The 23,585-nt window shown below is 36.0% G+C and carries 20 protein-coding genes, 2 riboswitches and 1 other annotated feature; of the genes, 6 read left to right on the forward strand and 14 right to left on the reverse strand.

Translation table 11 applies throughout. The annotated features are described in order from the left end of the window. Window positions 1-18 precede the first annotated feature (18 nt). The 6 genes from BKP57_RS05780 to BKP57_RS05805 all read left to right on the forward strand — a co-directional run bounded on the left by BKP57_RS05780 (window position 19) and on the right by BKP57_RS05805 (window position 6,162). Window positions 19-903, forward strand: a complete 885-nt coding sequence (locus BKP57_RS05780; protein WP_072741149.1) for a LysR family transcriptional regulator — start codon at window positions 19-21, stop codon at window positions 901-903. A gap of 319 nt (window positions 904-1,222) precedes the next feature. After that, entirely contained in the window at window positions 1,223-1,441 is a 219-nt protein-coding gene (locus BKP57_RS05785; protein ID WP_050351652.1) for a YuzF family protein, read from the forward strand. Window positions 1,442-1,455: 14 nt separating this feature from the next. After that, window positions 1,456-2,352 (forward strand): manganese catalase family protein, encoded by an 897-nt coding sequence (locus tag BKP57_RS05790; protein WP_050351653.1) that lies wholly within the window; start codon window positions 1,456-1,458, stop codon window positions 2,350-2,352. Window positions 2,353-2,641: 289 nt separating this feature from the next. Next, window positions 2,642-2,743: riboswitch (SAM riboswitch) on the forward strand. A 102-nt stretch (window positions 2,744-2,845) separates the two neighbouring features. Then, a complete protein-coding gene (locus BKP57_RS05795) occupies window positions 2,846-3,958 on the forward strand; it encodes a methionine biosynthesis PLP-dependent protein (RefSeq protein WP_050353453.1) in 1,113 nt (370 codons plus the stop codon). 182 nt (window positions 3,959-4,140) lie between these two features. Beyond that, a riboswitch (SAM riboswitch) is annotated at window positions 4,141-4,239 on the forward strand. A 94-nt stretch (window positions 4,240-4,333) separates the two neighbouring features. Then, window positions 4,334-5,383 carry a homocysteine S-methyltransferase family protein gene (locus BKP57_RS05800; RefSeq protein WP_050351654.1) on the forward strand — a complete coding sequence of 350 codons (1,050 nt, stop codon included), beginning with the start codon at window positions 4,334-4,336 and terminating at the stop codon, window positions 5,381-5,383. Window positions 5,384-5,424: 41 nt separating this feature from the next. Then, the gene (locus tag BKP57_RS05805) at window positions 5,425-6,162 is read left to right on the forward strand and encodes a cyclase family protein (protein ID WP_072741150.1); all 738 of its coding nucleotides are present in this window, start codon (window positions 5,425-5,427) and stop codon (window positions 6,160-6,162) included. Between the two features lie 389 nt (window positions 6,163-6,551). Here BKP57_RS05805 and BKP57_RS05810 read toward each other — a convergent pair whose 3' ends face one another. From BKP57_RS05810 to BKP57_RS05875, 14 genes are all read right to left on the reverse strand, one after another. After that, a complete protein-coding gene (locus BKP57_RS05810) occupies window positions 6,552-6,869 on the reverse strand; it encodes a MazG nucleotide pyrophosphohydrolase domain-containing protein (RefSeq protein WP_050351656.1) in 318 nt (105 codons plus the stop codon). Window positions 6,870-6,951: 82 nt separating this feature from the next. Continuing rightward, window positions 6,952-7,152, reverse strand: coding sequence for a DUF4177 domain-containing protein (locus BKP57_RS05815; protein ID WP_050351657.1), 201 nt, complete (start codon window positions 7,150-7,152; stop codon window positions 6,952-6,954). A 303-nt stretch (window positions 7,153-7,455) separates the two neighbouring features. Beyond that, window positions 7,456-7,812, reverse strand: coding sequence for a DUF6176 family protein (locus tag BKP57_RS05820; RefSeq protein WP_050353454.1), 357 nt, complete (start codon window positions 7,810-7,812; stop codon window positions 7,456-7,458). Window positions 7,813-8,240: 428 nt separating this feature from the next. After that, window positions 8,241-8,726, reverse strand: a complete 486-nt coding sequence (locus tag BKP57_RS05825) for a VanZ family protein (RefSeq protein WP_072741151.1) — start codon at window positions 8,724-8,726, stop codon at window positions 8,241-8,243. A gap of 20 nt (window positions 8,727-8,746) precedes the next feature. Further along, on the reverse strand, window positions 8,747-9,565 hold the full coding sequence (locus BKP57_RS05830; protein WP_232231331.1) for a VanZ family protein: 819 nt from the start codon (window positions 9,563-9,565) through the stop codon (window positions 8,747-8,749). Continuing rightward, window positions 9,478-9,840, reverse strand: a complete 363-nt coding sequence (locus tag BKP57_RS05835) for a PadR family transcriptional regulator (RefSeq protein ID WP_050351660.1) — start codon at window positions 9,838-9,840, stop codon at window positions 9,478-9,480. Before BKP57_RS05835 ends, BKP57_RS05830 begins: the two co-directional genes overlap by 88 nt. A gap of 427 nt (window positions 9,841-10,267) precedes the next feature. Next, complete coding sequence (locus BKP57_RS05840; RefSeq protein ID WP_050351661.1) at window positions 10,268-10,960, reverse strand: protein rep; 693 nt, start codon at window positions 10,958-10,960, stop codon at window positions 10,268-10,270. Between the two features lie 767 nt (window positions 10,961-11,727). After that, a complete protein-coding gene (gene tyrS, locus BKP57_RS05845) occupies window positions 11,728-12,984 on the reverse strand; it encodes a tyrosine--tRNA ligase (RefSeq protein WP_050351662.1) in 1,257 nt (418 codons plus the stop codon). 75 nt (window positions 12,985-13,059) lie between these two features. Beyond that, window positions 13,060-13,286: a binding site (T-box leader), on the reverse strand. Window positions 13,287-13,870: 584 nt separating this feature from the next. Beyond that, complete coding sequence (locus BKP57_RS05850; RefSeq protein WP_050351663.1) at window positions 13,871-14,173, reverse strand: YerC/YecD family TrpR-related protein; 303 nt, start codon at window positions 14,171-14,173, stop codon at window positions 13,871-13,873. Window positions 14,174-14,821: 648 nt separating this feature from the next. After that, the gene (gene nhaC, locus BKP57_RS05855) at window positions 14,822-16,195 is read right to left on the reverse strand and encodes a Na+/H+ antiporter NhaC (RefSeq protein WP_050351664.1); all 1,374 of its coding nucleotides are present in this window, start codon (window positions 16,193-16,195) and stop codon (window positions 14,822-14,824) included. Between the two features lie 775 nt (window positions 16,196-16,970). Then, the gene (gene pdxK, locus BKP57_RS05860) at window positions 16,971-17,786 is read right to left on the reverse strand and encodes a pyridoxine/pyridoxal/pyridoxamine kinase (RefSeq protein WP_050351665.1); all 816 of its coding nucleotides are present in this window, start codon (window positions 17,784-17,786) and stop codon (window positions 16,971-16,973) included. A 447-nt stretch (window positions 17,787-18,233) separates the two neighbouring features. Continuing rightward, a complete protein-coding gene (gene tdc / locus BKP57_RS05865; protein ID WP_050351666.1) occupies window positions 18,234-20,096 on the reverse strand; it encodes a tyrosine decarboxylase in 1,863 nt (620 codons plus the stop codon). A 46-nt stretch (window positions 20,097-20,142) separates the two neighbouring features. Beyond that, complete coding sequence (gene tyrP, locus BKP57_RS05870; RefSeq protein WP_050351667.1) at window positions 20,143-21,576, reverse strand: tyrosine-tyramine antiporter; 1,434 nt, start codon at window positions 21,574-21,576, stop codon at window positions 20,143-20,145. 1,158 nt (window positions 21,577-22,734) lie between these two features. Further along, window positions 22,735-23,427 (reverse strand): SDR family oxidoreductase, encoded by a 693-nt coding sequence (locus BKP57_RS05875; protein ID WP_232231332.1) that lies wholly within the window; start codon window positions 23,425-23,427, stop codon window positions 22,735-22,737. Window positions 23,428-23,585: the final 158 nt, after the last annotated feature.

A 23,585-nucleotide genomic window follows, 5' to 3' on the forward strand; every position in this document is an offset into this window, starting at 1 on the left:
AATGGAAGGATGGGTAGTTTGGACGTTCGTCAGGTTGAATATTTTGTTGCTGTCGCCAATAAGCGAAACTTTACAAAAGCAGCTTCTATGCTTCACATATCACAGCCCTCTTTAAGTAAAGCGATTAAAAACTTGGAAACACAGCTCGGAGTAACTTTGTTTTACCGTGGGGGAAAACAAATTGAGTTGACTGATGCCGGGGAAGCATTTCTAAGTAATGCCAAACCATTTATGGAGGCATATGATAATTTAACTACGGAACTTTATGATGTGGTGCAATTAAAAAAAGGGCAAATAAAAATTGGCATTCCCCCGATTATTGGTGCCACCTTCTTTTCTAAATTAATTAGCAAGTACAAGGCTGCACATCCTTCTTTTCATATTGAATTAAACGAAGTGGGGAGTAATTTAATTCAATATGGGGTGAAAGAAGGAGAACTCGATGTAGGACTTATCTGTAATCTTCCCGTTGAAAAACATCATTTTTCAACGATTAACCTTTTAAAAGATCCTTTAATGGTTGTTGTTCAAACCGAACATCCACTAGGAGCTAAAAAATTCGTTGAACTATCTGATCTAAAGAATGAAAAATTCGTTTTATATCAGGAAGATTTTTCCTTGCATGATCGGATTGTCGAAGCTTGCAGGAATTACGGATTTGAACCAAACACGGTATGTAAAAGTTCACAACGAGACTTTATGATTGAAATGGTCGAAGCGAAATTAGGCATTGCTTTATTACCAAGTAAAATTTGTCAACAGCTCCTCCATCATGACGTTACTACCATTCCATTCAAGCACCCTATCACTCACCTTGAATTGGCTCTCATATGGAAGAGAAATAAATATTTGCCATACGCCGTGCGGGAATTTATAGCTATCGCGAAAGAATTTACCAGTTAAAGAACTCAAAACAAGAGACAGAGCCTCCATAAACTGCCTCTTGTTTTGGGTCTTTGTCATCACCAGCATAGCAAAAAATAATTGTTTCAGAGTAATCATAACAACGAAACGTCGGTAATATTTCTCCTGCTATTTTTCTCTACCCTGTACAAAGGTAAACCTCCATACTTTTGTGAAATTATTCCCCTTATTGTTCATCTTGACTAAAAACTTGACGTACTTCTATTACTAAATAGCTGATTTCTGCTTGTCCACGAGAATAACCTACTTTGTAGTGTCATAGCTTAGCTGTAGTGATGCTTTTTAAGGAGGATAAAAAATGAATGCACAAACGCCGGCATTTATGAGTGCTTTTGATCCCTACGTTTACCAAACATTACAATCGATAACCGGATCGATGCTTATTGTACAAACCACCCAAGGGACTGTTACAGGCAGTCTTAAAACCGTTATGCCAGACCATATTGTGATTGAATCAGGTGGTTCTTCTTTCTACATTCGTACGCAACAAATTGTTTGGGTCATTCCTAAAAGCTAAAAAGGAGGCTTACCATGTTTAAGCGTGAAAACCGCATGTTAATTGAATTGCCTATACCTGAACACGGGGATCCCAATGCAGCAGCGGCAGTTCAAGAGTTATTAGGTGGGAAATTTGGTGAAATGTCAACTTTAAATAACTATCTGTTTCAATCCTTTAATTTCCGACAAAAGGATAAACTCAAACCATTTTACGACCTGGTTGCTAGTATAACGGCTGAGGAATTCGGACACGTTGAACTTGTTTCAAACACCATTAATCTACTCTCAAAACGAAACACCTTTTATACAGGAGACCCAGATGTGACTCCATTACGAACAGGAAAAGATAGTCGAAATACTTATCAGTTCATTGCTACTGCACAAACAGCACTTGCAGGTGATTCCATGGGTCGCGCCTGGACAGGAGATAATGTCTTCAGCAGTGGCAACCTCGTGCTTGATCTATTGCACAATTTCTTTCTTGAAATTGGCGCTCGTACACATAAAATGCGTGTATATGAAATGACGGAGCATGAAACAGCAAGAGAAATGATTGGATATTTATTAGTTCGCGGTGGTACTCATATCTTAGCTTATGCCAAAGCTCTAGAAATCGCTACAGGTGCTGAAGTGAAGAAACTAATTCCAATCCCTGATCTCTCCAACACCAAATTCGATCATGCCCGAAAATTTGAGGAGCAAGGCTTAGCAAATGTATTATACACATGGAATGACGTCGGAGATTATGTAGACATTCGGCAAATTTGGAAAGGGGAAAATCCAGAAAATGGGAAACAACTGATCGTGAAGGAAGGAGCACCAAAGGGAGCACCAATTCCAAATCTTGATGATCTTCCAGAAGAATTTGCACCGGGAATTGATCGGGATGACTATCAAAAAATCGCTAAACGATTGCTGGAAAATATGTAGACTTCCTACTCCTGAAGTGGGAGTCTTACAGCTCCTTATATACGGGATAAACTAGTTAGCCAAAGAAAATTGTCAACTGTGCAATAGTGTGCAGGAAAAATGCAAATGTAGACAGTTTCTTTCTCTTTTAAACTTTTTCAAATATCGCACATAGAAGGAGAGTAGCAATGGATAGCTCATAGATATTCTATGATCCATTAAACACTCTAAATGAATACAAGGTTCCACTTGACTTTTTTTAATCCGCCTTGTATTCTAATATTCAATCTTATAAAATTCAAAAATTATTTTCTTATCCAGAGAGGTGAAGGGACTGGCCCGTTGAAGCCTCGGCAACAGACTGCTTGCAGTACTGTGCCAATTCCAGAAGCTTAATGCTTGAAGATAAGAAGAATTGGTCCTTTATATTTAACTTAGGAAACCTCTTCTTATTTCAAGGAGAGGTTTTTTGCTTGCTCTCCTTGAAAATATTTTTCTAGGAGATGATGATCATATGATAAAAAGAACACTTGAAACAAGGCTAGTGCAATTAGGAAATCACAGCGATCCTAACACTGGTGCTATCAATCCTCCCATCTATTTATCAACTGCATTTAAACATGACGGGATTGGACGTTCAACCGGATATGATTATAGCCGTACCAAAAACCCTACCCGAACACTGTTAGAAGCAGGTATTGCGAATTTGGAGTCTGGTGAACAAGGTTACGCTTGCAGTTCAGGTATGGCAGCTATCCAATTGGTGCTGTCCCTTTTCCAGTCTGGTGATGAATTGATCGTTTCTGAAGATATATACGGAGGAACGTATCGTTTGCTGCAGCACTATGCAAATGCCTATCAGTTCCATATAATCTATGATTCTTTTACTAATTTGAAAGATATGGAAAAACGGATATCTGATAAAACAAAGGCTTTATTTATTGAAACGCCTACGAATCCACTCATGCAAGAAATTGACATCAAATCGTTAGCCAGTTTAACCACAAAACATAACCTATTACTTATCGTTGATAATACATTTCTCACCCCTTGTTTGCAGCGACCTATAGAACTTGGCGCAAACATTGTTATTCATAGTGCAACCAAATATATTGGTGGACATAATGACGTATTGGCGGGACTTGTGATTGCAACAGGTGTGGAAGTATGTGAAAAACTTGCTGCTTTACACAATGCATCCGGAGCAGTGCTTTCTCCTTTTGATTGTTGGTTGTTAATTAGAGGGCTAAAAACACTTTCACTCCGAATAGCAAAGCATCAGGAAAACGCACAAAAAATAGCAAGATTTTTAGAGGGACAACCTGCAGTTAAAGAGGTGATCTATCCAGGCAAAGGTGGGATGCTGTCTTTTCGTTTGCATGATTCTAGCTGGGTTGATCCTTTTTTGCAACAATTACAATTAATTACCTTTGCAGAAAGCTTAGGAGGTGTGGAAAGCTTTATCACGTATCCAGCTACACAAACCCATGCCGACATTCCTATTAAAGAACGGAAAAAGCGTGGAATTGATAACTGTTTATTACGTTTTTCTGTAGGGATTGAGCAAGCAGAAGATTTAAAGCATGATTTAAATCAAGCGCTGAAACAATTCGAAACAGGAACTTAAAATTTTTTTAGTAAATAGGTTGACATTTCATTCCTCTCGGTGTAAAGTATTATTTAAATTTTATAAATGATCAAATATATTTGACAACAAATATCTCGTTTCAACAACAGTTCGGCAGAAACGTGCCATTGATTGAACACAGGAGCTATCATGAATAGCTTTTGAACAAACATAATATGACTATCTTATCCAGAGAGGTGGAGGGACTGGCCCATTGAAACCTCAGCAACAGGCATAATTGCACTGTGCTAATTCCAGAGCGTAACGCTTGAAGATAAGAAGAGATACCATAAATAAGGTAATTCACCCTCTTCTAATTCAAGAAGAGGGTTTTATTATGGGGTTTCCCCAAATCACTAAAAGGAGGAATTTTAAATGAAACGTAATTTACAACAGAGGTTAGAGGAAGGTCCCGTTATTGTTGGAGAAGGCTATTTATTTGAACTGGAACGAAGGGGATATTTACAGGCAGGCTCTTTTGTACCGGAAGTAGCTTTAGATAATCCGCAAGCCCTTAAGCAAGCATACCGTGATTTTATGAATGCCGGATCTGATGTTGTTCTGGCTTTTACGTATAATGGGAATCGAGAAAAAATGCGCATCATTGGCAAAGAGGAATTATTAGAGCCATTAAATCGAAGCGCGATTCGTCTTGCAAAGGAAGTCGCCAAGGAACATCCAGTAGAAGAAGCTCTTGTTGCTGGAAATATTTCCAACACTAATATTTTTGACCCCGATGATCCGTCATCTAAAGATCAAGTAAGAAGTATTTTTGCAGAAATGGTGCAATGGTGTAAAGAAGAAGGAGTCGATTTTGTTAACGGGGAAACCTTTTATTACTATGAAGAAGCATTGATCGCCTTAGAGGAAATTACGAAACAAGAGCTTCCAGCTGTAATAACATTTGGTCTTATGGGAGAAAACATTTTACGGGATGGATATACCGTGGAAGAGGCTTGTCAATTGCTTTCCGAAAAAGGAGCACTTGTGGTTGGCATGAACTGCTTCCGAGGTCCAGAAACGATGCAGCCATATCTTGCTAAAATAAGAAAGTCTGTCAATGGATATGTCGGCGCTTTACCAATTCCATATCGCACAACAGAGGAGCATCCAACATTTTTCAACTTACCTGATGGGGCTTGCAGCTGTCATTTACCAACAGAAACAACTTTTCCAACTGCGCTAGACCCACTTTATCACAATCGCTATGAATTGGCAGCATGGGCTAAGGAAGCAAAAGATATTGGCATCCATTACATTGGACTTTGCTGTGGCGCTTCTCCTGCAATGCTACGAGCAGTAGCTGAAGCTGTCGGTGTCGAAACGATTAATTCCAAATATTCCCCAAATATGGAGAAACATTTCTTGTTTGGATCAGATAAAACATTAAAAAAACATAATGTGGATTATCGTTTGAAAGCTTAAAACAACAACAAAGAAAATTTTTCTTTTAAAGGAGAATTAGTGTGACAAATCAATTATGGCATACCATTGCAGCGATTAAAAACAAGCAATGGATTGATTTAACCCATGCTTTTGGACCGGAATCACCACATTTCTCAGCATTTGAACCCGCCAAATTTGAAACATTATTTGATCATGATGACGGCTTTTTCGCGCAACGACTCACATTTCCCGGGCAATATGGAACACATTTGGATGCACCTGTTCATTTTGTCCGTGATACAAGGTGCTTAGATGAATTAGAGCTAAAAGAATTTGTCTTACCACTTGTCGTCATTGATAAATCAAAAGCTGCTGGTGAAAATCATGACTTCGCATTAACGGTTGAAGATGTGTTAGCATTTGAAACCATCTATGGAAAAATAAATCCTGGCAGTTTTGTGGCTTTACGTACAGATTGGAGTAAACGGTGGCCTGATCAGGAGGCATTTGATAATAAAGATGCTGACGGGCAAAGTCATACACCAGGCTGGTCACTAGAAGCTTTACAGTTTTTGTACGAGGAACGCGATATAAAAGCCGTTGGTCATGAAACGTTTGATACAGACACCGCTATTGATTATGCCAAAAATGGCTCACTCATAGCAGAGTATTACGTACTTAGCCAAGATAGCTACCAAATAGAATTACTTGCCAATTTAGATAAGGTGCCAGCAACAGGTGCAGTCATTTGTAATATCGTCCCAAAAGCAAAAAACGCTTCTGGATTTCCGGTTCGTTCGTTTGCTATTTTACCTTAATTTGTAAGAATGAAAGCATTGATAATGGTATGACTTCTGTGGAAGCAAACCACGCTTAACAAACATGGATAAAGATCGCATCCATATTTAAGAGTTTATGAGACTTTGATTATTTTAAAATAGTTCAATACAACAAGCAGCCCCTCCTCCTACCTGAGGTGTGAGAGGAGGGGGGGGTCCATACATTTTGGACAGCACTTTTCTCAACTCATAATTCTTAAAAGAAAAGCTTTGAAACAGAATAATTGAATACCCGATCAGGTTTTTAGATGAGAACTCCCCCCATAGCGTATATAGATGAAACGATTCGCGAAAGCAAAAGCTTTAAGCGGGAGCTGAAAAAAGAAGAAGCGGTTCAGACAGGAAAGCATTAACTCCTTTTCTAATATTTATTCTGAATAGCGCTTTGCTAGCTTACTTTTATGTAATTGAAATACTTCTTCCAAAGAAATGCCGTATTTATTGGCAATGACAATGACATTGCCTAGTACATCTCCAAGTTCTTCGGTTAACGCTTGTTTATTTTCTTCAAAAGTACTTTCTGCTTCATCTGGTCTGTCTCTCCCTATTTCAAGAGCTCTTATCGCTCTAGCTACTTCACCTGTTTCTTCAGCTAAAAAGCCGATGCGAACGAAAATATCTAAATCCGCCCATCCTCTGTTCTTATAATATTGCTTTACCCACTGCTGAAATTCAGTTACATCCATTCTTACCCACCTTCTTGTCTAGCTATAAGTTTTAATAACCTTCAAAATTTATTTTACTGAACTAGCTCCAAGAGAAAACAGGCTAATCTACTTTTCGTTTAAACACAATTTGATTGAAGTTCACACTAATCCTACCACTAGGGCCCTCTCCAACTTGAGGAATAATATTTACTAATTCCCAGCCTTGCTTACCATACTCATTTAATTTGTCCTCGAGTTCTTCTCGATCGGCAGAGGTAATCCCTAATGTCCAAGTTTCTACTGCATATTCCCATGTTTGCATAAACAACACTCCTTTTATTTGCGTTCAAGCGTCCATATCAAAGAAAGACATCTTCTTTTGCCTATAGCACCTAAATTGATTATCGTCAGCCTAAATATGTCATTCCTTAAAATAGTAGATTGCCTTATAGAAAACAACAAGTGGTTATTAAAATTTGTAGACCCATGCCAAAATTTAAGGTTCCTTCACAAATAGTTGATTTTCATGCTTCATCAATATTGCGATCGAGCCAAATCCCTAGGTGCGTTTATCCATCAAGTCCATTCTTCCTACCAAGCAAGTCCGATTTTCTTTCAGCTTATTTTACTTGTTAAAGGCTTCCATGGCTTGTCTCAGTTTCTCAGGTATCATCACAACTTCTGTACTAAGATCTACGGGCCTAAAATTAGGATCTATGCATTCATGCCAATATTGCAAGTGTTTTCTGTCTACCCAGTGTTCGGATTCTTCTACATCTTGTCCACCTTCCCCTTGTACAGAGTACCAATATAGATACTCATTTCCATTAAGTGTTTCTCTAAAAATGGTTTCAACGTACATTTTTTCATCTGCTAAAGTAATTAGGACATCCTTCATATGCTCATTTAGAAATGCTAACCACTCATCTACAACCTTGGATTTTCCTTCTTTCACTTTAAATCTTGTTAGCTCTACTTGTATCACTTGCAAACCTCCATCTTATAATATCATCTATGTAAATTGATCGTAGCATAAACTACTAATTTAATGAATAGCAAGTTTTACATCTGATAATTTCGGTTAAGTTTGCTCATGGTTCCCAACGTCTAGACTAACTAATTGCTGGTCAATCAAGCAATTTTTAATCAACAAGCAGGTAAATGGGGTAGGTTGGCGAAATAATTAGTGATGAACGATCTTTTTGCCAAAGGAGAATCAATATGAACATCTATAATACTGTTCTATATTTTCTAAACAATTATTTACCTAAAGAGCGGTTTTTAATGCAGTACTATAGTACGTTTCCTGCACAATTTAAAGAATACATTTTATACCATTGAAAACATCAAGAACAAAAAAGAAAGGTCGCTTTTCAAAAACAAAATTCTTTAAATAGAACTATTGCTTGGCTAAGCCTCCCTATTCTTTGCTTGCCCATATAATATTTTAAGTAGTTTAATAGGCAAATAACCAAGCACTCCTCCAATTGTATTTAACAACATATCATCAACATCAAAGCTTCCAAATTTAAAAATTAATTGCAGCAGTTCAAACATAAAACTTAAGCATAGCGTTGCGAGCATCACTTTGGTTATCTTTTGAAATCTTTTCGATATCAATGGGAGGAGTAAACCATACGGAACAAATCCAATCACATTACCTACTATATTTTGAACACGTATAGTGAAATTAATATTTTCTGCTAAAAACAAATAATATAAGATCGTTTTAAAAGGGATAAAATTATGCTCATTCCAAAAAGGTCCTTCATAACTAAATGTAAAATGACTGATAATTTCAGAAAGAGGGAGATGCTTAAACAAGATCAGCTTGGAAAGAACCAGCAAATAAAAGCACATCCCTACAATTAACCCTGTTTTTATTATTTTTCTCATACTTTCTTCTCACTTTCTCTTTATAAATGTTCTATTGTGGAGGGGATAGATGATATTTCATTTTTAATACGATGTAAAAATGAAAAACATAAAAAACCTATACTGCTGCCAATTGTGTTTAAAATAATATCATCTATATCAAACTGGCCAACTTGTAAAATCAGCTGTAATAGTTCAATGGACAAGCTAGCTATCGCTGCAAACACAAGCACTTTCGAGAATACTTTATATTTTTTAAATAATAGCGGCAGAAATAATCCTAATGGCAAAAACAGCAGCACGTTCCCAATGGTGTTATGAAGAATAACGGATAAATTATAGGAGTCGGACTCCAGTATATATTGCACCGTTGTCTTAAAAGGGATAAAATTGGCATTTAGATGAATATATGCGAGATCAAATATCCCCCTGTTACTTTCTGGAAAAGTCACATAATTATTCAAAAAACCAACCTGCTCAGTGGTGAACGTTAAATGAATCATTCTCTCCAAGAGCAACTTAAACAATAAAATAAAAGCGTAAAAACCGAAAAGAATACTTGTCGCTATTTTAAACACCTTATGAAAGGTGGATAAAGACGTTTGTAAACCAGTTGCTATTTGATCTTGCGCACCAAAACTATTCAACGCCTTATTCACAGCCGCTTCGTTCGAAAGCCCTCCTTCTTTATATTCTTGTATCAACAAATTTAGATGATCTTCTATTTCATCGATGATGTCCTTTTTTTCTTCTTTACCACAATGTAACTGACTTACAATCTTATGAATGTAAGCTTCGACTTTTGGCTCCAACTCAATCCCTCCGAACATACTTTGATTAAATGGCTGATTTGATTCCATTCTTGCAGTTTTTTATCTAACTTGTTCTTCCCTTCCTGCGTAATTTGATAATATTTCCGTCGGCCTCCATTTTCAGAGTTTCCCCAGTAGGATTGAAGCCAGCCTTTCTTTTCTAATCGCTTTAAAGCAGGATACAACGTTCCCTCACTCATGCTATAAAGCTCATTACTATTTTTCTTTAACGCCTTGACCATCTCATAACCGTACATATTACGATGACGTAAGAGCGATAAAAGTAAAATATCAATGCTCCCTTTCATGATCTCTTTATCCATACTAACACCTCTTTTCATATAAGATTCAAATACAATGTACCACATAGTACATCGCATTACAAGGTATTAGTGAAATATTATTTGCATCATGTGTTTTTTTAGGAATAATAGAAGCTAATGGCGAAAAACAGAATGACAGAAAAACGCTAGACTATACTAACGAAAATAAATCGCCAATTGTATATACGCAAGTTTTAGCGTAGTCAAAATAGGTAGACTCCTGCGGGGAACAGCGCGAGCTGAAGATCCCACAGGAAAGCGGTTTTTGCTTTCCGAGGAAGCTGAAGAGACCTGCGGAAAGCGAAGTATTTTGACATAGCGGTGATAAAAATTTTTTAATGCAAATAAGCCGAACAATTATAAATGGATTGTTCGGCTTTTGCTATATAGTATTTACTTATGTCCCAGCCTTTTTTCAAAGCTTTCTTCATATAAAAGGATTCGTTTCCTCTGATCTTAAGCCCGGATGCCAAGCAAGCATTCTGTCAAAAGCAGCATTTGCAATAGTATCATCCGTACATAAATTATCTATATCAAGATAAAAGCTTACATCAGGCAGTAGTCGATCTACTTCACTTTTTAATAACCTGCTATACCCAATTAACCTTCGTGTTTCAATAATTTTCTTGTCTTCAGTAGGTCTCTTTGTTTCCGATGCATCGAAAAGTGCCGACAACCCTTGTTCCATTCTCTTTAAAATGAGAGGATTGTCATCTTTAGATTGGACGACTTTCACCTTTACATATAGATTACTGTTGACCCCTAAAGCTTTACTCCACAATTCTAACCATTTATCATGTTTAATATAATATCTTCCTTGAAAATAACTTTTCAGAGTTGGAAGCAACACATGAATATTAGGATGGTACCTCTCATCCTGTTTAAATATGTCCAGCATACGAAAATAACCTAACGTAGCTTGTTTTACACTTTTATACTTAAACAATCGATTAAATCCGATTAACAAATTATCTAAAGCTTGGTTAATATATTCTTCCGCCACATTTTCTAAACCTAAATCTAATAATAGCCAATTAACTGGTTGCTTTTCATTAACTTTAGTAATGATATAATGATTAATATATGCTAGTTCTAATGATCTTTTCCAAGAAGAAGGCATGCTTAAACCTCCCTTTCATTCCTTAACTTCCATCACTGAACAAAGATGTAATCGAGCTCATCATGATTGATATTTGTTTGCATTCTTAAAAAATGTTCATTTACCACATAAGGTTCAATTGATCCATTAGAAAAACTTGGCTTGTCGCCAAGTCTTATGGCGAAAGCCTTTTGTTTTTCTTATACTATAAACCAAAAAATCTTATACTTTCCTATAGTGGAACAAAGGCTCGGGGCGCCCGTTTAGCAACGTAGCGAATGGAACGAATCAACTAAAATAAAGGAATCATGCCACTAAAAACAGGGGTATGCCGACGCCTGAGCGGCAAGCCCGTTTTTAGTCGGCCTTCCCCTTAGCGACGAACCGATGATGCCTTATCGTAGGGCGCATTTCTAAAGTCGCATCGTTGCTGAACTCATGCGCGGGACGTGATTATTCGGTTATTTCGTTATCCCAAGCACCTCATTTTATCGTTTCCTATACAGATTATATAGAAACATCTTCCCTAGAATCTTATTAGCTTTAGGGAAGATGTTTCCTCTTTCATCTATTTATAAAGTGATACTTTATTACGTGCAAGTTCCCTTTATCTCCTACTAAGCGTTCCGTATAACAAGGGTATGGACTAAATTCGCATTAAACGATTAAGCATTTAGATGCTGTTATCTCCCATTTAGACTTGTTTGTATTCACTTCTAACTTTTGAAATAAGGGTTTTACAGCACCTTACATGCGAAATAACTTTCATTAAGTAGCTGCATGTTGAATTAATTTAATTTCACCAAGCTGTAATTTTTCTTCCCTTTACGAATAATAATAAACCTTCCATCAAATGAGTTTTCCGCTGTTACATCAACGTTAACATCATTTACTCGTTCGCCATTCATGGAAATAGCCCCGTTGTTAATATCTTCTCTTGCCTGACGTTTAGATGGCTCAATACCTAAATCAACTAACCATTCCACGATATTTTTGGTTTCTTTTTTAGCGTGAAAAGTAGGCATCTCTTTAAATCCTTGTTCAATTTCATCTGCTGTTAGTGATTTAATATCCCCACTAAATAGTGCTTTCGTAATTTTTAACGCTTGATTCAAAGCATTCTCGCCATGAACAAATTTAGTCATTTCTTTTGCCAGCACTTTTTGTGCTTCACGTTTGTGAGGTTCTGTTTTCACTTTAACCTCTAATTGATCAATCTCATCTTTAGTTAAGAACGTAAAGAATTTTAGGTATTTTATAACATCTTTATCATCTGTATTAACCCAAAACTGGTAAAATTCATATGGTGTCGTTTTTTCTGCATCTAACCAAATTGCCCCACCAGCAGTTTTACCAAATTTTGTACCATCTGCTTTTAATAATAGTGGAATGGTTAATCCAAATACTTTCGCTTGCTGTCCTTCTTTTTTACGTATTAAGTCTAAACCGCTTGTAATATTTCCCCACTGATCGCTACCACCAATTTGTAATTGTACATTTTCTTCTCTGAATAAATGAAGAAAGTCCATAGATTGTAAAATTTGGTAAGAGAACTCAGTGAATGATATACCACTATCTAATCGGCTAGCTACAATATCTTTTGCCAACATAGTATTAACACTAAAATTTTTACCGTAGTCACGTAAGAAGTCTAAAATACTTAAGTTATGTGTCCATTCGTAGTTGTTAACTATTTTAACTTCACTATTGTCATCGAAGAATAACTTCTTCATTTGCGCTGTTAACTTATCAACATTATTCTGTACTTGCTCCAGTGTTTGTAATTGACGTTCCGTTTGCCGTCCACTTGGATCACCGATTGTACCCGTTGCTCCTCCAATTAAAATAATGGGCTGATGACCATGTAATTGAAAACGTTTCATCATGATAAACGGAATTAAGTGGCCAATATGCATACTGTCACCCGTAGGGTCAACACCGCAGTACAAGGAGATTTTTTTCTCTTCGATTAATTCGCGTAATCCTTCGGCATCTGTTTGTTGATTTATGGCACCTCGCCATTCTAACTCATCGATAAGATTCATGCTTTCCGACTCCTTTAGTTGTAGTTTATTATATAGGCTTGAAATAAATAAAAAACGCCCTATGTCTAATAAAGACATAGGGACGATTCTAACCGTGTTACCACCCAAATTGTATTAATAGCAAATTGTTTTATAAACTATTAATACCTCTCTCAGCAATCATATCGTTTGCTAATCCGCTTAGCATTACCTAAGATACTCCAGAGTGTAATTCACAAGTTTGTTTGTACTAGGTCGCATCACCCCTAGCTTTCTAAATGAACAGTGACAACCTCGCTACTAGGCTCCTTCAACGTATTTCTAATATAATATTAAGGATATTATAGTGAATAATAATTTATTTGTCAACAAACTTTACTTTTACATTCACTTTCCTCATAAATGTAAAGGTTATCATTCCGAAAAATAAGGATACTATCCATAAGTTTGATGAAAAAAACATCTAAAATTTTTAAAGAAAATGTTGATCGCCGGAAACGTGACACACAAAAGATTTTTTATTTTTTAAAAGCGCTCTGAGTGTCCAACTTTAAATTACTATTTCAAAAACCCCCACTAATTGAAAGTTCACTTTATAAGATCTTTAGAATACTCTATACAAATGGTTGCTCCATAAGCTTTAACTATTTCGCATCATGTATGTTACTTTTTCAATGCAGCACTACTTTATTTATAAACTTCCCCCGAAATAAAAAGTAGGCCTGTGCTGTAAGTTAAAAAAATGTTTATACATACACATATAGAAATAGCTTTGCAAATCTAATTTGGACATCATATAATAATTGATTTTGACTACAACCTAAGATTTGACTTAAAATTCGATAGTTTCGCTTTGTGTTGCTAACATTTTTCTATTTGGAAGTTTAAAACTTATCTTTATTAGCTTTTATTTTTCTTTATTCTTCTTCATCCGCTTGAAAAGAATATCATACATATTATTCCCATGATATAATGATCGCTTCGTACGAGAGATGGTTGCAGTGCTTGCGCCTGTTTCCACTTCAATTTGACAATATGTGTTGTCATTATAAAGCATTTTAGCTACTCTAAATCGTTGAAGCATCGCCTTGACTTCATTTACTGTACATAAATCATCAAAAAAAGAATAACAATCTTCTATTGTTTCAAGAGCTAAAAAAGCCTCAAAAAATTCATCCAATTCTTCTCCACGTATTTCATCTATAAGCATATTTTCTACCTCCGTTTATGTCTTTCACCTAAATCATTAACACATCAACGTATTAAAGAATAATTGTAAACAACTAATTACCACTTTTTTAACCTTTGGGGAAACGAAGCCCCCTATTTTTATAAGGCATGATAGAGTGAATTATGATAATTTTATCCTATTATGAGGTAACATTTAATTATAACACCATTTCTTTTTTTTGAATTTAGTTATACCAAAAAAATAATGGTAATATTTGGATTACTTAATAAAGTAAGCTTTCAGTTAGTAGGGATTTCCTTCACTTCCCATTTAATTTTTGATATCTACCTCAAGTTTCCTAAAGTGGGACTGACGGGAGATAATGACATTTGGGATACAAAAACAATTTCTTTCATGGTTAGCTTAATCTTTCATACAGCATAACGCGGATAAAGTGAATCTTCAATCAGTGGGAGTTTTCATTCATCCTTCACTAATTGTTAGTACCGTAATAGTATGACCTAAAGGCCTCTTACGAATCGGATATTTAGGTGCTGTTATCCCCCACTTAGACTTGTTGCAGTACAGATTATCCAACTCCTGAAGGGGGAGTCTTACAGCACCTTATATACGGGCTAAATAAGGAAGCAGCAATTTATTATTTTTAATATTACTGTTCCAAACCTATTACGAAAGACGAGTTAGATCTTTTTCTTTTTCAAAAAAACCAGACAGCACATTTATAATGGGAGCAATTACACAAAAGATAGCGAATGGAGCATACTCTAATGTGGGAACGCCTAATGTTCCAGTGATAAATACACCACTTACCCCCCATGGAATCAGTGAATTGACTACTGCTCCAGCATCTGCTAGAATTGCGGAAAGTTTTTTCGGGTTAATATTTATTGCCTCAACTTGTGATTTAAAAGCTTTACCAGGCAAAATAATGGATAAATATTGTTCTCCCAGCACAATATTTATACCAACCGCACTTAATCCAGCCATAAGAATTAATTTCCCTTTGGTACTGACAAGACTTTGAATCTTTGATATTAACGTTTCAATAATTTTTAATTCTACTAACAATCCTCCTAATGACAAAGCAAGAATAATAAGAGATACAGACCACATCATACTTTGCATTCCACCACGAGTAAGCAAAATGTCTACTGTTTCTGTTCCTGTATTAGAAACAAACCCATCTTGCATGAGGTTAGATATCTGAGAAAAACTAGTGTGTGGATAATATATATAATGAATAACAATAGTAACAATAATACTTAGTAAAAGCGTTGGAATAGCAGGAACTTTTTTCCAGGCACATAAGAACAAGATAAGGGCTGGTATTAGTGACACAATAGAAATATTAAAATTGGAATGTAGTGTATCTACTAATTCATTAATGTTGTTTCCAGTTGCTCCCACTTTTGTTTGTCCAATTATGATAAAAAAGATAAGTGAAATAACAAAAGAAGGAACAATTTTTCGCAACATATTTCTAATATGCTCGAATAAATCCACTTCTGCTATAGCAGAAGCCAAATTGGCAGTATCCGATAAAGGAGATATATTATTCCCTACGTAAGCACCTGATACAATAGCACCTGCAGTCATAGCTAGATTAAATTCCATCATTTGCCCCATGCCTAAGAAGGCAATGCCAATCGTTGAGATGGTTGTAAACGAACTTCCCACTAGGATACCAACCAGTGCACAAATAACAAATACAGAAGGTAAGAAAAATTTCGCAGATAAAATTCCTAACCCGTATACCATAATAGTTGGAATAGTTCCTGCTGAAATCCAAACACTTATTAAGACACCAATAAGCATAAAGATAATGATAGGTATTAAACCAGGGATAATCCCATTTTGAATTCCCTTATGAATAGCATCCCAAGAAGCACCTTTCATCTTAGCAAAAAATATAACAATTCCTACTGCAAATAAAATCGGAATTTGCGGTTGCAAATCCAAACCAATAATACTAATTCCTATAATTATCATTAATATTACTAAAAGAAAGATACTTTCTTTTAACGTTACATCTCTTTTCATTATGATAAACTCCTTATGACCATTGAATTATCTGACATTTTTTTTAGTTGGCTGATAGCATTATGCCAATATACTTTCTTTTATATTTAGGAACATCAGCACGTTGGTTGATTAAAGTAAAAAACAGATGAACACCCAATCAAGGAGTGCTTTTCCCAATTGTTAGCATCGCAAAAAGAGACCTAAAAAACTTAGGTGACGTTACTCCTACTTAGAATTTTTGAATGAAAATAATTCAACAACAGATGCCATGTTCAAAGAACATGGCCTAACGCTAGTAAATGATTTGTTTTACATCACATTTCTAAAATAATTTATAAGTTATTTTAAAATAGAACAAAGGCGCGGGGCGCCCGTTTAGCAACGTAGCGAATGGACGAATCTACTAAAGATAAAGGAATCATGCCACTAAAAACAGGGGTATGCCGACGCCTGAGCGAAAGCCCGTTTTTAGTCGGCCTTCCTCTTTGTGACGAACCGATGAGGCCTTATCGTAGGGCGCATTTCTAAAGTCGCATCGTTGCTGGGCTAATGCGCCGGACGTGGCTATTCGGTTATTTCATTATCCACGGGCACCCTAGTGCAACGCCTTCCGCAATCGACAAACAACCGAAAAATTTAGGTGCTTTTATCTCCCGCTTAGATTTACTTGTATCACTCTATGCTCTTAATGTGGGGTTCTATAGTACTTTACATGCAGAATAAACGGTCTGACTAGCTGGATAATCGTATTTTGAAATAATATATAACGCTAATAGCAAGACTTCTACCTTATTTAAGATAGATGCGATTTATTATATGCTCCATGCCAAACCGGTCCAATGAATCTATTAAAAGCAAACCCAGCCTTAATTCCCTCGGTAGTAAATACTTTTGCTTTTGCTACGGAATCTTTCACAGAAAGTCCTTTCGCCAATCCAGCTGTGATAGCAGCTGCAAATGTGCAACCAGCACCGTGATTATAATTCGTATGGATCTTCTCAGCTTCAAAAAAAGTAAACTCAGACCCATCATAAAGTAAATCAATTGCTTTATTTCCCTCTAGTCTGTTTCCACCTTTAATGACAACATATTGAACACCAAGATTAACAATCTTCTTCGCCGCTTCTTTCATATCAACCACTGTACGTAAGATTTGCATATCAGATAGTTGAGCAGCTTCAAACAAATTAGGTGTTACAATGGTTGCTTTCGGTAAAAGATGATCACAGATAGCAAATACATTTTCTGGATGCAACGGCTCATCTTCTCCTTTGCAAACCATAACTGGATCAACAACGACATTCTTCATTTTATATTGATCAATGACTTTACTCACAAGCCTGATAATATTGATAGAACCCAGCATTCCCGTTTTCATTGCACTTAGTGGATCACCAGAGAAGATAGTTGTCAATTGTTCTCGAACCACCTCAGCATCAACAGGGTACATATGGTGTTGCCAATTATTTTGAGGATCCATTGTGACAATATTAGTGATAGCTGTACAACCAAAAGTGCCATATTCTTCAAATGTTTTAATATCTGCTTGCAGACCTGCACCACCACTTGAATCCGAACCTGCAATCGTTAGTACTTTTTTTACTGCCATTTTTCCACTTCCTAAACAGTTCTTTTTTGAAAAGGATTCATTTTGTACACCTTTTAAAATAGAAAAAATAATTTACGGTAAAAAAACTACAAATTATTGTTATTTTTTTCACAATAACACATATATTTATATCCATATTTTTATCAGCTATTAAAGCTTTATATAATGGTTGTCAAGGAACATAAGTGATACTCCTAGTTGCTAATACTTTTACAATCCCTTACTGATAATATCTTGTTTAGCTAAGGGAGTCTAGTACTTCTGATTCACTTATAATGTATATATTTCCAATTTCCTAAACTATTATTCAACTTACAGCAGAACCGTTTCCAGTTTACATGGAGTTAAGGTATGATTTAAAAGCACTTTCAAATCATACCCTTTTCCTTCCATTTACACACAATTACTTACTAGTTAAACAATAAAGTAATCTTTTGTGGATTTTCATTAGTTTACAACAGCATAAACTTTTTCAAGTTTTTCTTGAATAGCTTGTTCGATCTTGCTGGCATATTCTTCAAAGACACCTTTGTCATAAGCATATGGTGATAAAGCACATGCACGAAGTATCGTAACTTTACCTTCACGATCCCATTCTTCTTTGCTAAATCCTAAGCTTTGAACATATGGCAATGGACTATTTCCATAGTCAGGAATTGCAAAATCGGTATGTGAAGTAATAAACTCATTATTGTATAGTCCGCCTTTAACGTAAGAGGCTTGTTCATAAAAATCATGGTTAAGTTTATTCATTTTTTCTAAGTCAGTGTTTCCTTCTTCATTGAATACATAATCAACCATATTGAAATCAGGTTTTGTTAGCGGATAGACGTTAATCGTTTTATCACCGACTTTAAATTGTTTTCCTTGCAAGAAATGATAGAAGCGATAGGCACCCTCAATGCTTGCACCAATTAATTTACCATAGCCTGTTACATTTAATGGTAATACTTTATGTGCTGTCCATACTGCCGCTGCAGTAGCACCCGCTTTAGATCCTTCAAGCATATAAGCACCGAGTAAAGCTGGAATATCGGCACCTTTTTCAAATACATATGTGGCAAAATAAGAAATGACGTCACGCATTCTAGTATCTTTAACAACAATACCACCAGCAGAATAAGGAATATAACCCATTTTATGAGGGTCAATGGTAATTGTTTCCGCTTCGCTCATCGCTTTGAAAGAATGATAAATATCTTCGGTAAGCCATTCGTTTTTCTCTGTGAAAACGTTAAATTTCTCATGTACTTCTGACATTTTAGCGTAATCAATAAAGTTATTATTTTCATCCAAGAATATCGCACGAGCATAGCCACCATAAGCAGCATCTACATGTATATAGTAGTAGATTCCTTCTTCAGCTAATTTATCTCGCAATTCTACCATTTTATCAATACGATCAACTTGTCCTTCTTCTGTTGTTCCGATTACTCCAACCACACCAAGAACTGGAATTTCTTGAGCAGCCAATTCGCGAATTTTTGCTTCTAGTTTAGAGATATCCATCCGATAATGATCATCCACATCAATAGCTTCTACACAATCAAGACCCACACCGATAATATCAGCAGCTTTTAACCAAGAATAGTGTTTGGTTTGAGGAATTAACCATTTACCTAGTTTTTGAAGGTGTTTTCCACTGCGAGCAGAATGCTCTTTCACTTCGTCTATTTTTTCAGGAATTTGGTCTAGAATGTCTAGAATTTCTTCTGTAGACATGTTCAATAATTCCCATTCCGTTTTGCCTGCTACAAATTCAGGGGCTACCTCTTTAATAGCTAAAGGGAGAGATTTCATGTTTCGTGCATACCAAAGACCTTCAAGGTTGGCAATAGAACCATCAGCACAAATATGCCCCCAGCTTTCACCTTTTTTGTACCCCATAAGAGCAGCAAACTCATGTCCAACTTCTTCTTCCATTTGTGAAGTACCTGGTGAAGATTCATATGCTACGTTATTACCATTCCATAACATTGCAGTTGTATAAGCAATGATAGATGGCATTAACGTTTCTGAGTTCATATGCCCCCAAAAACGACCAGCCGTATGCCACGGAAGTGAGTTTGTACGAAGTTTAGAAGATAAAACATTAAGTACACTACGTACATGATCAGCAGTTTCTAGAAAGCTTTTTGAACTTTTATCTTGTGGAGTAATTACCGGTAAATCTTGTGGCTGATAGTTTTGACGCCACCCCACATGTTCGTCGATCATCTTTAATAATAATTCTTTAAATAAATCTACATTTTCACCTTTACTTCCTAAAAATAAAGCTTTTAAATTGTGATCTCGCAATTCATTTTTCATTTTTCTAATCCTCCAATTAATATCACTAAATTAATTATTTTTCTCTCTAGCTGCATTTTTTATGGATAGTTGATGCTTCTTTCTTCCATTCTGGTTTTTTACATTTGTGAATAATAAGAGCTATTCCGATCATTACGACTGTAGCCACGACTTGATAGATAATATAACCTGTGTACTGACTAGGATCTAAAATAGATGGTGGTATAAGACTGACAGTAAGTGTAATTGCTACACTAATTAAAGAAAGAATGGAAACAAACCACATTAATCCATTACCTTTATTTCCTAATCTAAATGGTCGCTTAACCTCTGGCATTTTATACCGCAAGCGAATTGCTGAAATAGCAATTAATGCATATACGATACAATATAAAATAGTTGTTGTAATCGTAATAATTAAAAAGGCACTATTTACATCTGGAACAACTACATACAAGAAAGATACTAAAGAAATTACAATTGCTTGAATTAAAACAAAAGTTATCGGAATGTCTCTTTCAGTTCTTTTTTGAAAGAATTTAGGTAAGTTACCTTCATCAGCAATTTTTATCATCGCTTTACTTGGACCTAGCACCCATGCACTCAACTGTACTAGCACCCCAATTAAAATCATTAAGGAAATGATATTAACGAAGATAGACGGAATACCCAAGTTTTCAGAAAAAATCATGTACGGTTGTGTAATATTAGCCAATTCTAATTCTCCAACTGGCACTGCATTAGATACAGTTAATCCTGCAACAATATTAAAGATTACCAACAAAATAACAGATGAGATAACAGCAATCGGATAATTACGTTTAGGATTTTCTATATTATTTGCATGCACAGATGAGATTTCTACCCCTGCAAAAATAAAGATAATTCCTGATAAGTAAGTTAAGCTGCCTAAGTCTTTAAAATTCGGAATTAGGTCGCTTGGTTTAAAATCTCCTAAATAACTATTTGGTTGAATGCCATTCTTAATCATATAGATGACACCTAGCACGACTAGGATAACGAATGGAATATAAACCCCAATGATGGCTCCCCAATTACCAGCTACTTTAACCATATCAAATTTGAGATTTAGGATAGTCACACCCCAGTAGGAAACTAAAATAACTGCAAAAATAAAGTAATTATTTGAAGAAAGCTCAGGTGTATTGATAACGTACCCAAATAGCACACCTACTGTGGAAGCAACCATTACCATACCAAAAAACATTTGAACCCATAATAACCATGAGGTAACAAATCCCCACTTCTCACCTAATGCATTCTTCACCCAAACTGTTGGTCCACCTTCTTCAGACCATCCTGTAGACAGTTCAGCCGACATTAATGCGATAGGCAAAGCAAATAGGACTGCCGCAATTAACATGTAAAATATTTGTGTCCATCCGGTAATGGAAAGTGTTGGTACACTACGTACCGTTCCAAAGAACGCCATCGTAATGCCGATTAGTCCAAAAAGGGTTAGACTTTTTGTTTTAGCCATAAATTTTCCTTCTTTCCTTTTTCAACTTTTACATGAACCAATAATCTAATTTTCAACTAACTGTACACCTAGGAAGTTCATTTAAAAATTAGATATCTTGTTCATAGATTGCGAAAAACATATATATTCATCGCTATCTATGACTAACAACTACAAATAGCAAATGTTTTATGTTTCACATAAGAATTAAAACTCGAATCAAAATGAATTAAACAACTACTCTTTACTGCTAACTGTTATATTGCATAATAAACAAACGAGACATATTGCTATTTAGTGAAATCACTCACAAGTTAACTTGCAATCATTAGTCTACGCCCATTTTTTTGTTTTGTCAATACTTTAAATAACATTGATATATAGCCTTTAATTAACATTTTATGAAATCTTGTTATTTAACGGAGTAACGCATTGTTTAGTTTATTAATAAATCCATTAAACCTTTAATGCTTTTTTTGATAAAAGCATTAAAGGTTTATCTTGATTTTTTGCTGAATTTTACAACAATGAACAAAGGCGCAGGGCGCCCGTTTAGCAACGTAGCGAATGGAACGAATCAACTAAAAATTTAGGAATCATGCCACTAAAAACAGGGGTATGCCGACGCCTGAGCGAAAGCCCGTTTTTAGTCGGCCTTCCTCTTTGTGACGCACCGATGAGGCCTTATCGTACGTAGTGCGCATTTCTAAAGTCGCATCGTTGCTGGCGCTTGCGCCGGACGTGGCTATTCGGTTATTTCGTTATCCCCAAGCACCTCATTTTATACTTTGTATGAAAAAAAGCTACTTACCATTATATAAGTTATTCATTTTAGGTAGTATTTCAAGAATCTAAACATTATAAAGCAAAATTTTTCATCATAGAGGTGGCTTGTGTTCTAGGCGAGCCATGGTGGTTTCTTATCTTATAAGAAAGGAAAACTATTAGTGGTTCTTGCGCATAAGGAGGAGGATTTTCATGAAGTGTCACACACCCAAGCATTTAACATCTTCTAAACCAACAAACAGGTACCGTTATCCCCCAATTAGACCTCTTTGTATCTCCTTGATCTTTCAAAACAAGGTTATTACGGTATCAAGATTCAGGATAAAAGAATGGAATATAATAAAGTGAACCCTCAATCAGTAGGGTACGATCCTTTACTGATTGAGGGTTCACTTATAACTTATATAATGCTTGTTTAATTTCCGATTTACCTGCAACGATTTGAAATTCTTTCCCAATCGTAGTATTGTCTTCTAAGCAACCATAAATAACACCAGCTACGTCTTCGCGTGGGATTTCTCCTCGTTCGATTTTCGTTGCCGCATCTACTTGACCTGTTCCTGGTTGGTTCGTTAATAATCCTGGATGAACGATCGTGTAGTCTAAATCTGTGCTTCTCAGCCACTGATCTGCATAATGTTTTGCGACTACGTAGGGAGCAAAAGAAGCGGAAGCTGCCTGGATTGCTCCCCTGCTTGTGTCAAAAGAGCTCACCATAACAAAACGTTTCACACCAGCGGCTTTCGTTGCTTCAATCGTTTTTACCGCACCATCTAAGTCCACCATTAACGTCTTGTCTTTGCCTGTGTTCGGACCTGAACCTGCTGTAAACACAACAGCATCAACACCTTCAGCCGCATTTGTAATCTCTTCTATCTCATCTTCCAAATCAACGACAACCGTCTCTGCACCTAAATCTTTAAAATATTGTGCTTGCTCTTGTTTACGAATCATCGCTCTCGCCATATGCTCTCCGCTATCTTGAATTTGTTTCACGAGATGTTTTCCAATTTGTCCATTTGCTCCTACAACAAGAATTTTCAATACAATCATCCTTTCATTCTTATTGTTCGTGCTTAATTCCATCGTAAATACATTTTGTATGTATGTCCACCAATCTGATTAGAAGTGTAATCCGTTGAAATCAGAAAAAGATTGCAATTAATATTGCTAGAATAGTATAGTTAGATTGAGTTAATGACGGCTCCAAATAATCCAAATACCAGTAAAATCAACAATGCAAG

The organism is Virgibacillus sp. 6R (assembly GCF_001895305.1).
GTDB classification, from domain to species: domain Bacteria; phylum Bacillota; class Bacilli; order Bacillales; family Amphibacillaceae; genus Virgibacillus; species Virgibacillus pantothenticus.

Coding starts and splice junctions, on each gene's coding strand:
- BKP57_RS05835 (WP_050351660.1), bottom strand. CDS start 9,840: ATGGATAAAGAGATCATGAAAGGGAGCATTGATATTTTACTTTTATCG.
- tyrP (WP_050351667.1), bottom strand. CDS start 21,576: ATGGCTAAAACAAAAAGTCTAACCCTTTTTGGACTAATCGGCATTACG.
- nhaC (WP_050351664.1), bottom strand. CDS start 16,195: ATGAAAAGAGATGTAACGTTAAAAGAAAGTATCTTTCTTTTAGTAATA.
- BKP57_RS05850 (WP_050351663.1), bottom strand. CDS start 14,173: ATGCTTATAGATGAAATACGTGGAGAAGAATTGGATGAATTTTTTGAG.
- tdc (WP_050351666.1), bottom strand. CDS start 20,096: ATGAAAAATGAATTGCGAGATCACAATTTAAAAGCTTTATTTTTAGGA.
- pdxK (WP_050351665.1), bottom strand. CDS start 17,786: ATGGCAGTAAAAAAAGTACTAACGATTGCAGGTTCGGATTCAAGTGGT.
- BKP57_RS05790 (WP_050351653.1), top strand. CDS start 1,456: ATGTTTAAGCGTGAAAACCGCATGTTAATTGAATTGCCTATACCTGAA.
- BKP57_RS05810 (WP_050351656.1), bottom strand. CDS start 6,869: ATGGATGTAACTGAATTTCAGCAGTGGGTAAAGCAATATTATAAGAAC.
- BKP57_RS05840 (WP_050351661.1), bottom strand. CDS start 10,960: ATGCCTTCTTCTTGGAAAAGATCATTAGAACTAGCATATATTAATCAT.
- BKP57_RS05815 (WP_050351657.1), bottom strand. CDS start 7,152: ATGCAAACATGGGAATATGCAGTAGAAACTTGGACATTAGGGATTACC.
- BKP57_RS05785 (WP_050351652.1), top strand. CDS start 1,223: ATGAATGCACAAACGCCGGCATTTATGAGTGCTTTTGATCCCTACGTT.
- BKP57_RS05825 (WP_072741151.1), bottom strand. CDS start 8,726: ATGAGAAAAATAATAAAAACAGGGTTAATTGTAGGGATGTGCTTTTAT.
- BKP57_RS05830 (WP_232231331.1), bottom strand. CDS start 9,565: ATGGAATCAAATCAGCCATTTAATCAAAGTATGTTCGGAGGGATTGAG.
- BKP57_RS05795 (WP_050353453.1), top strand. CDS start 2,846: ATGATAAAAAGAACACTTGAAACAAGGCTAGTGCAATTAGGAAATCAC.
- BKP57_RS05800 (WP_050351654.1), top strand. CDS start 4,334: ATGAAACGTAATTTACAACAGAGGTTAGAGGAAGGTCCCGTTATTGTT.
- tyrS (WP_050351662.1), bottom strand. CDS start 12,984: ATGAATCTTATCGATGAGTTAGAATGGCGAGGTGCCATAAATCAACAA.
- BKP57_RS05875 (WP_232231332.1), bottom strand. CDS start 23,427: ATGGAATTAAGCACGAACAATAAGAATGAAAGGATGATTGTATTGAAA.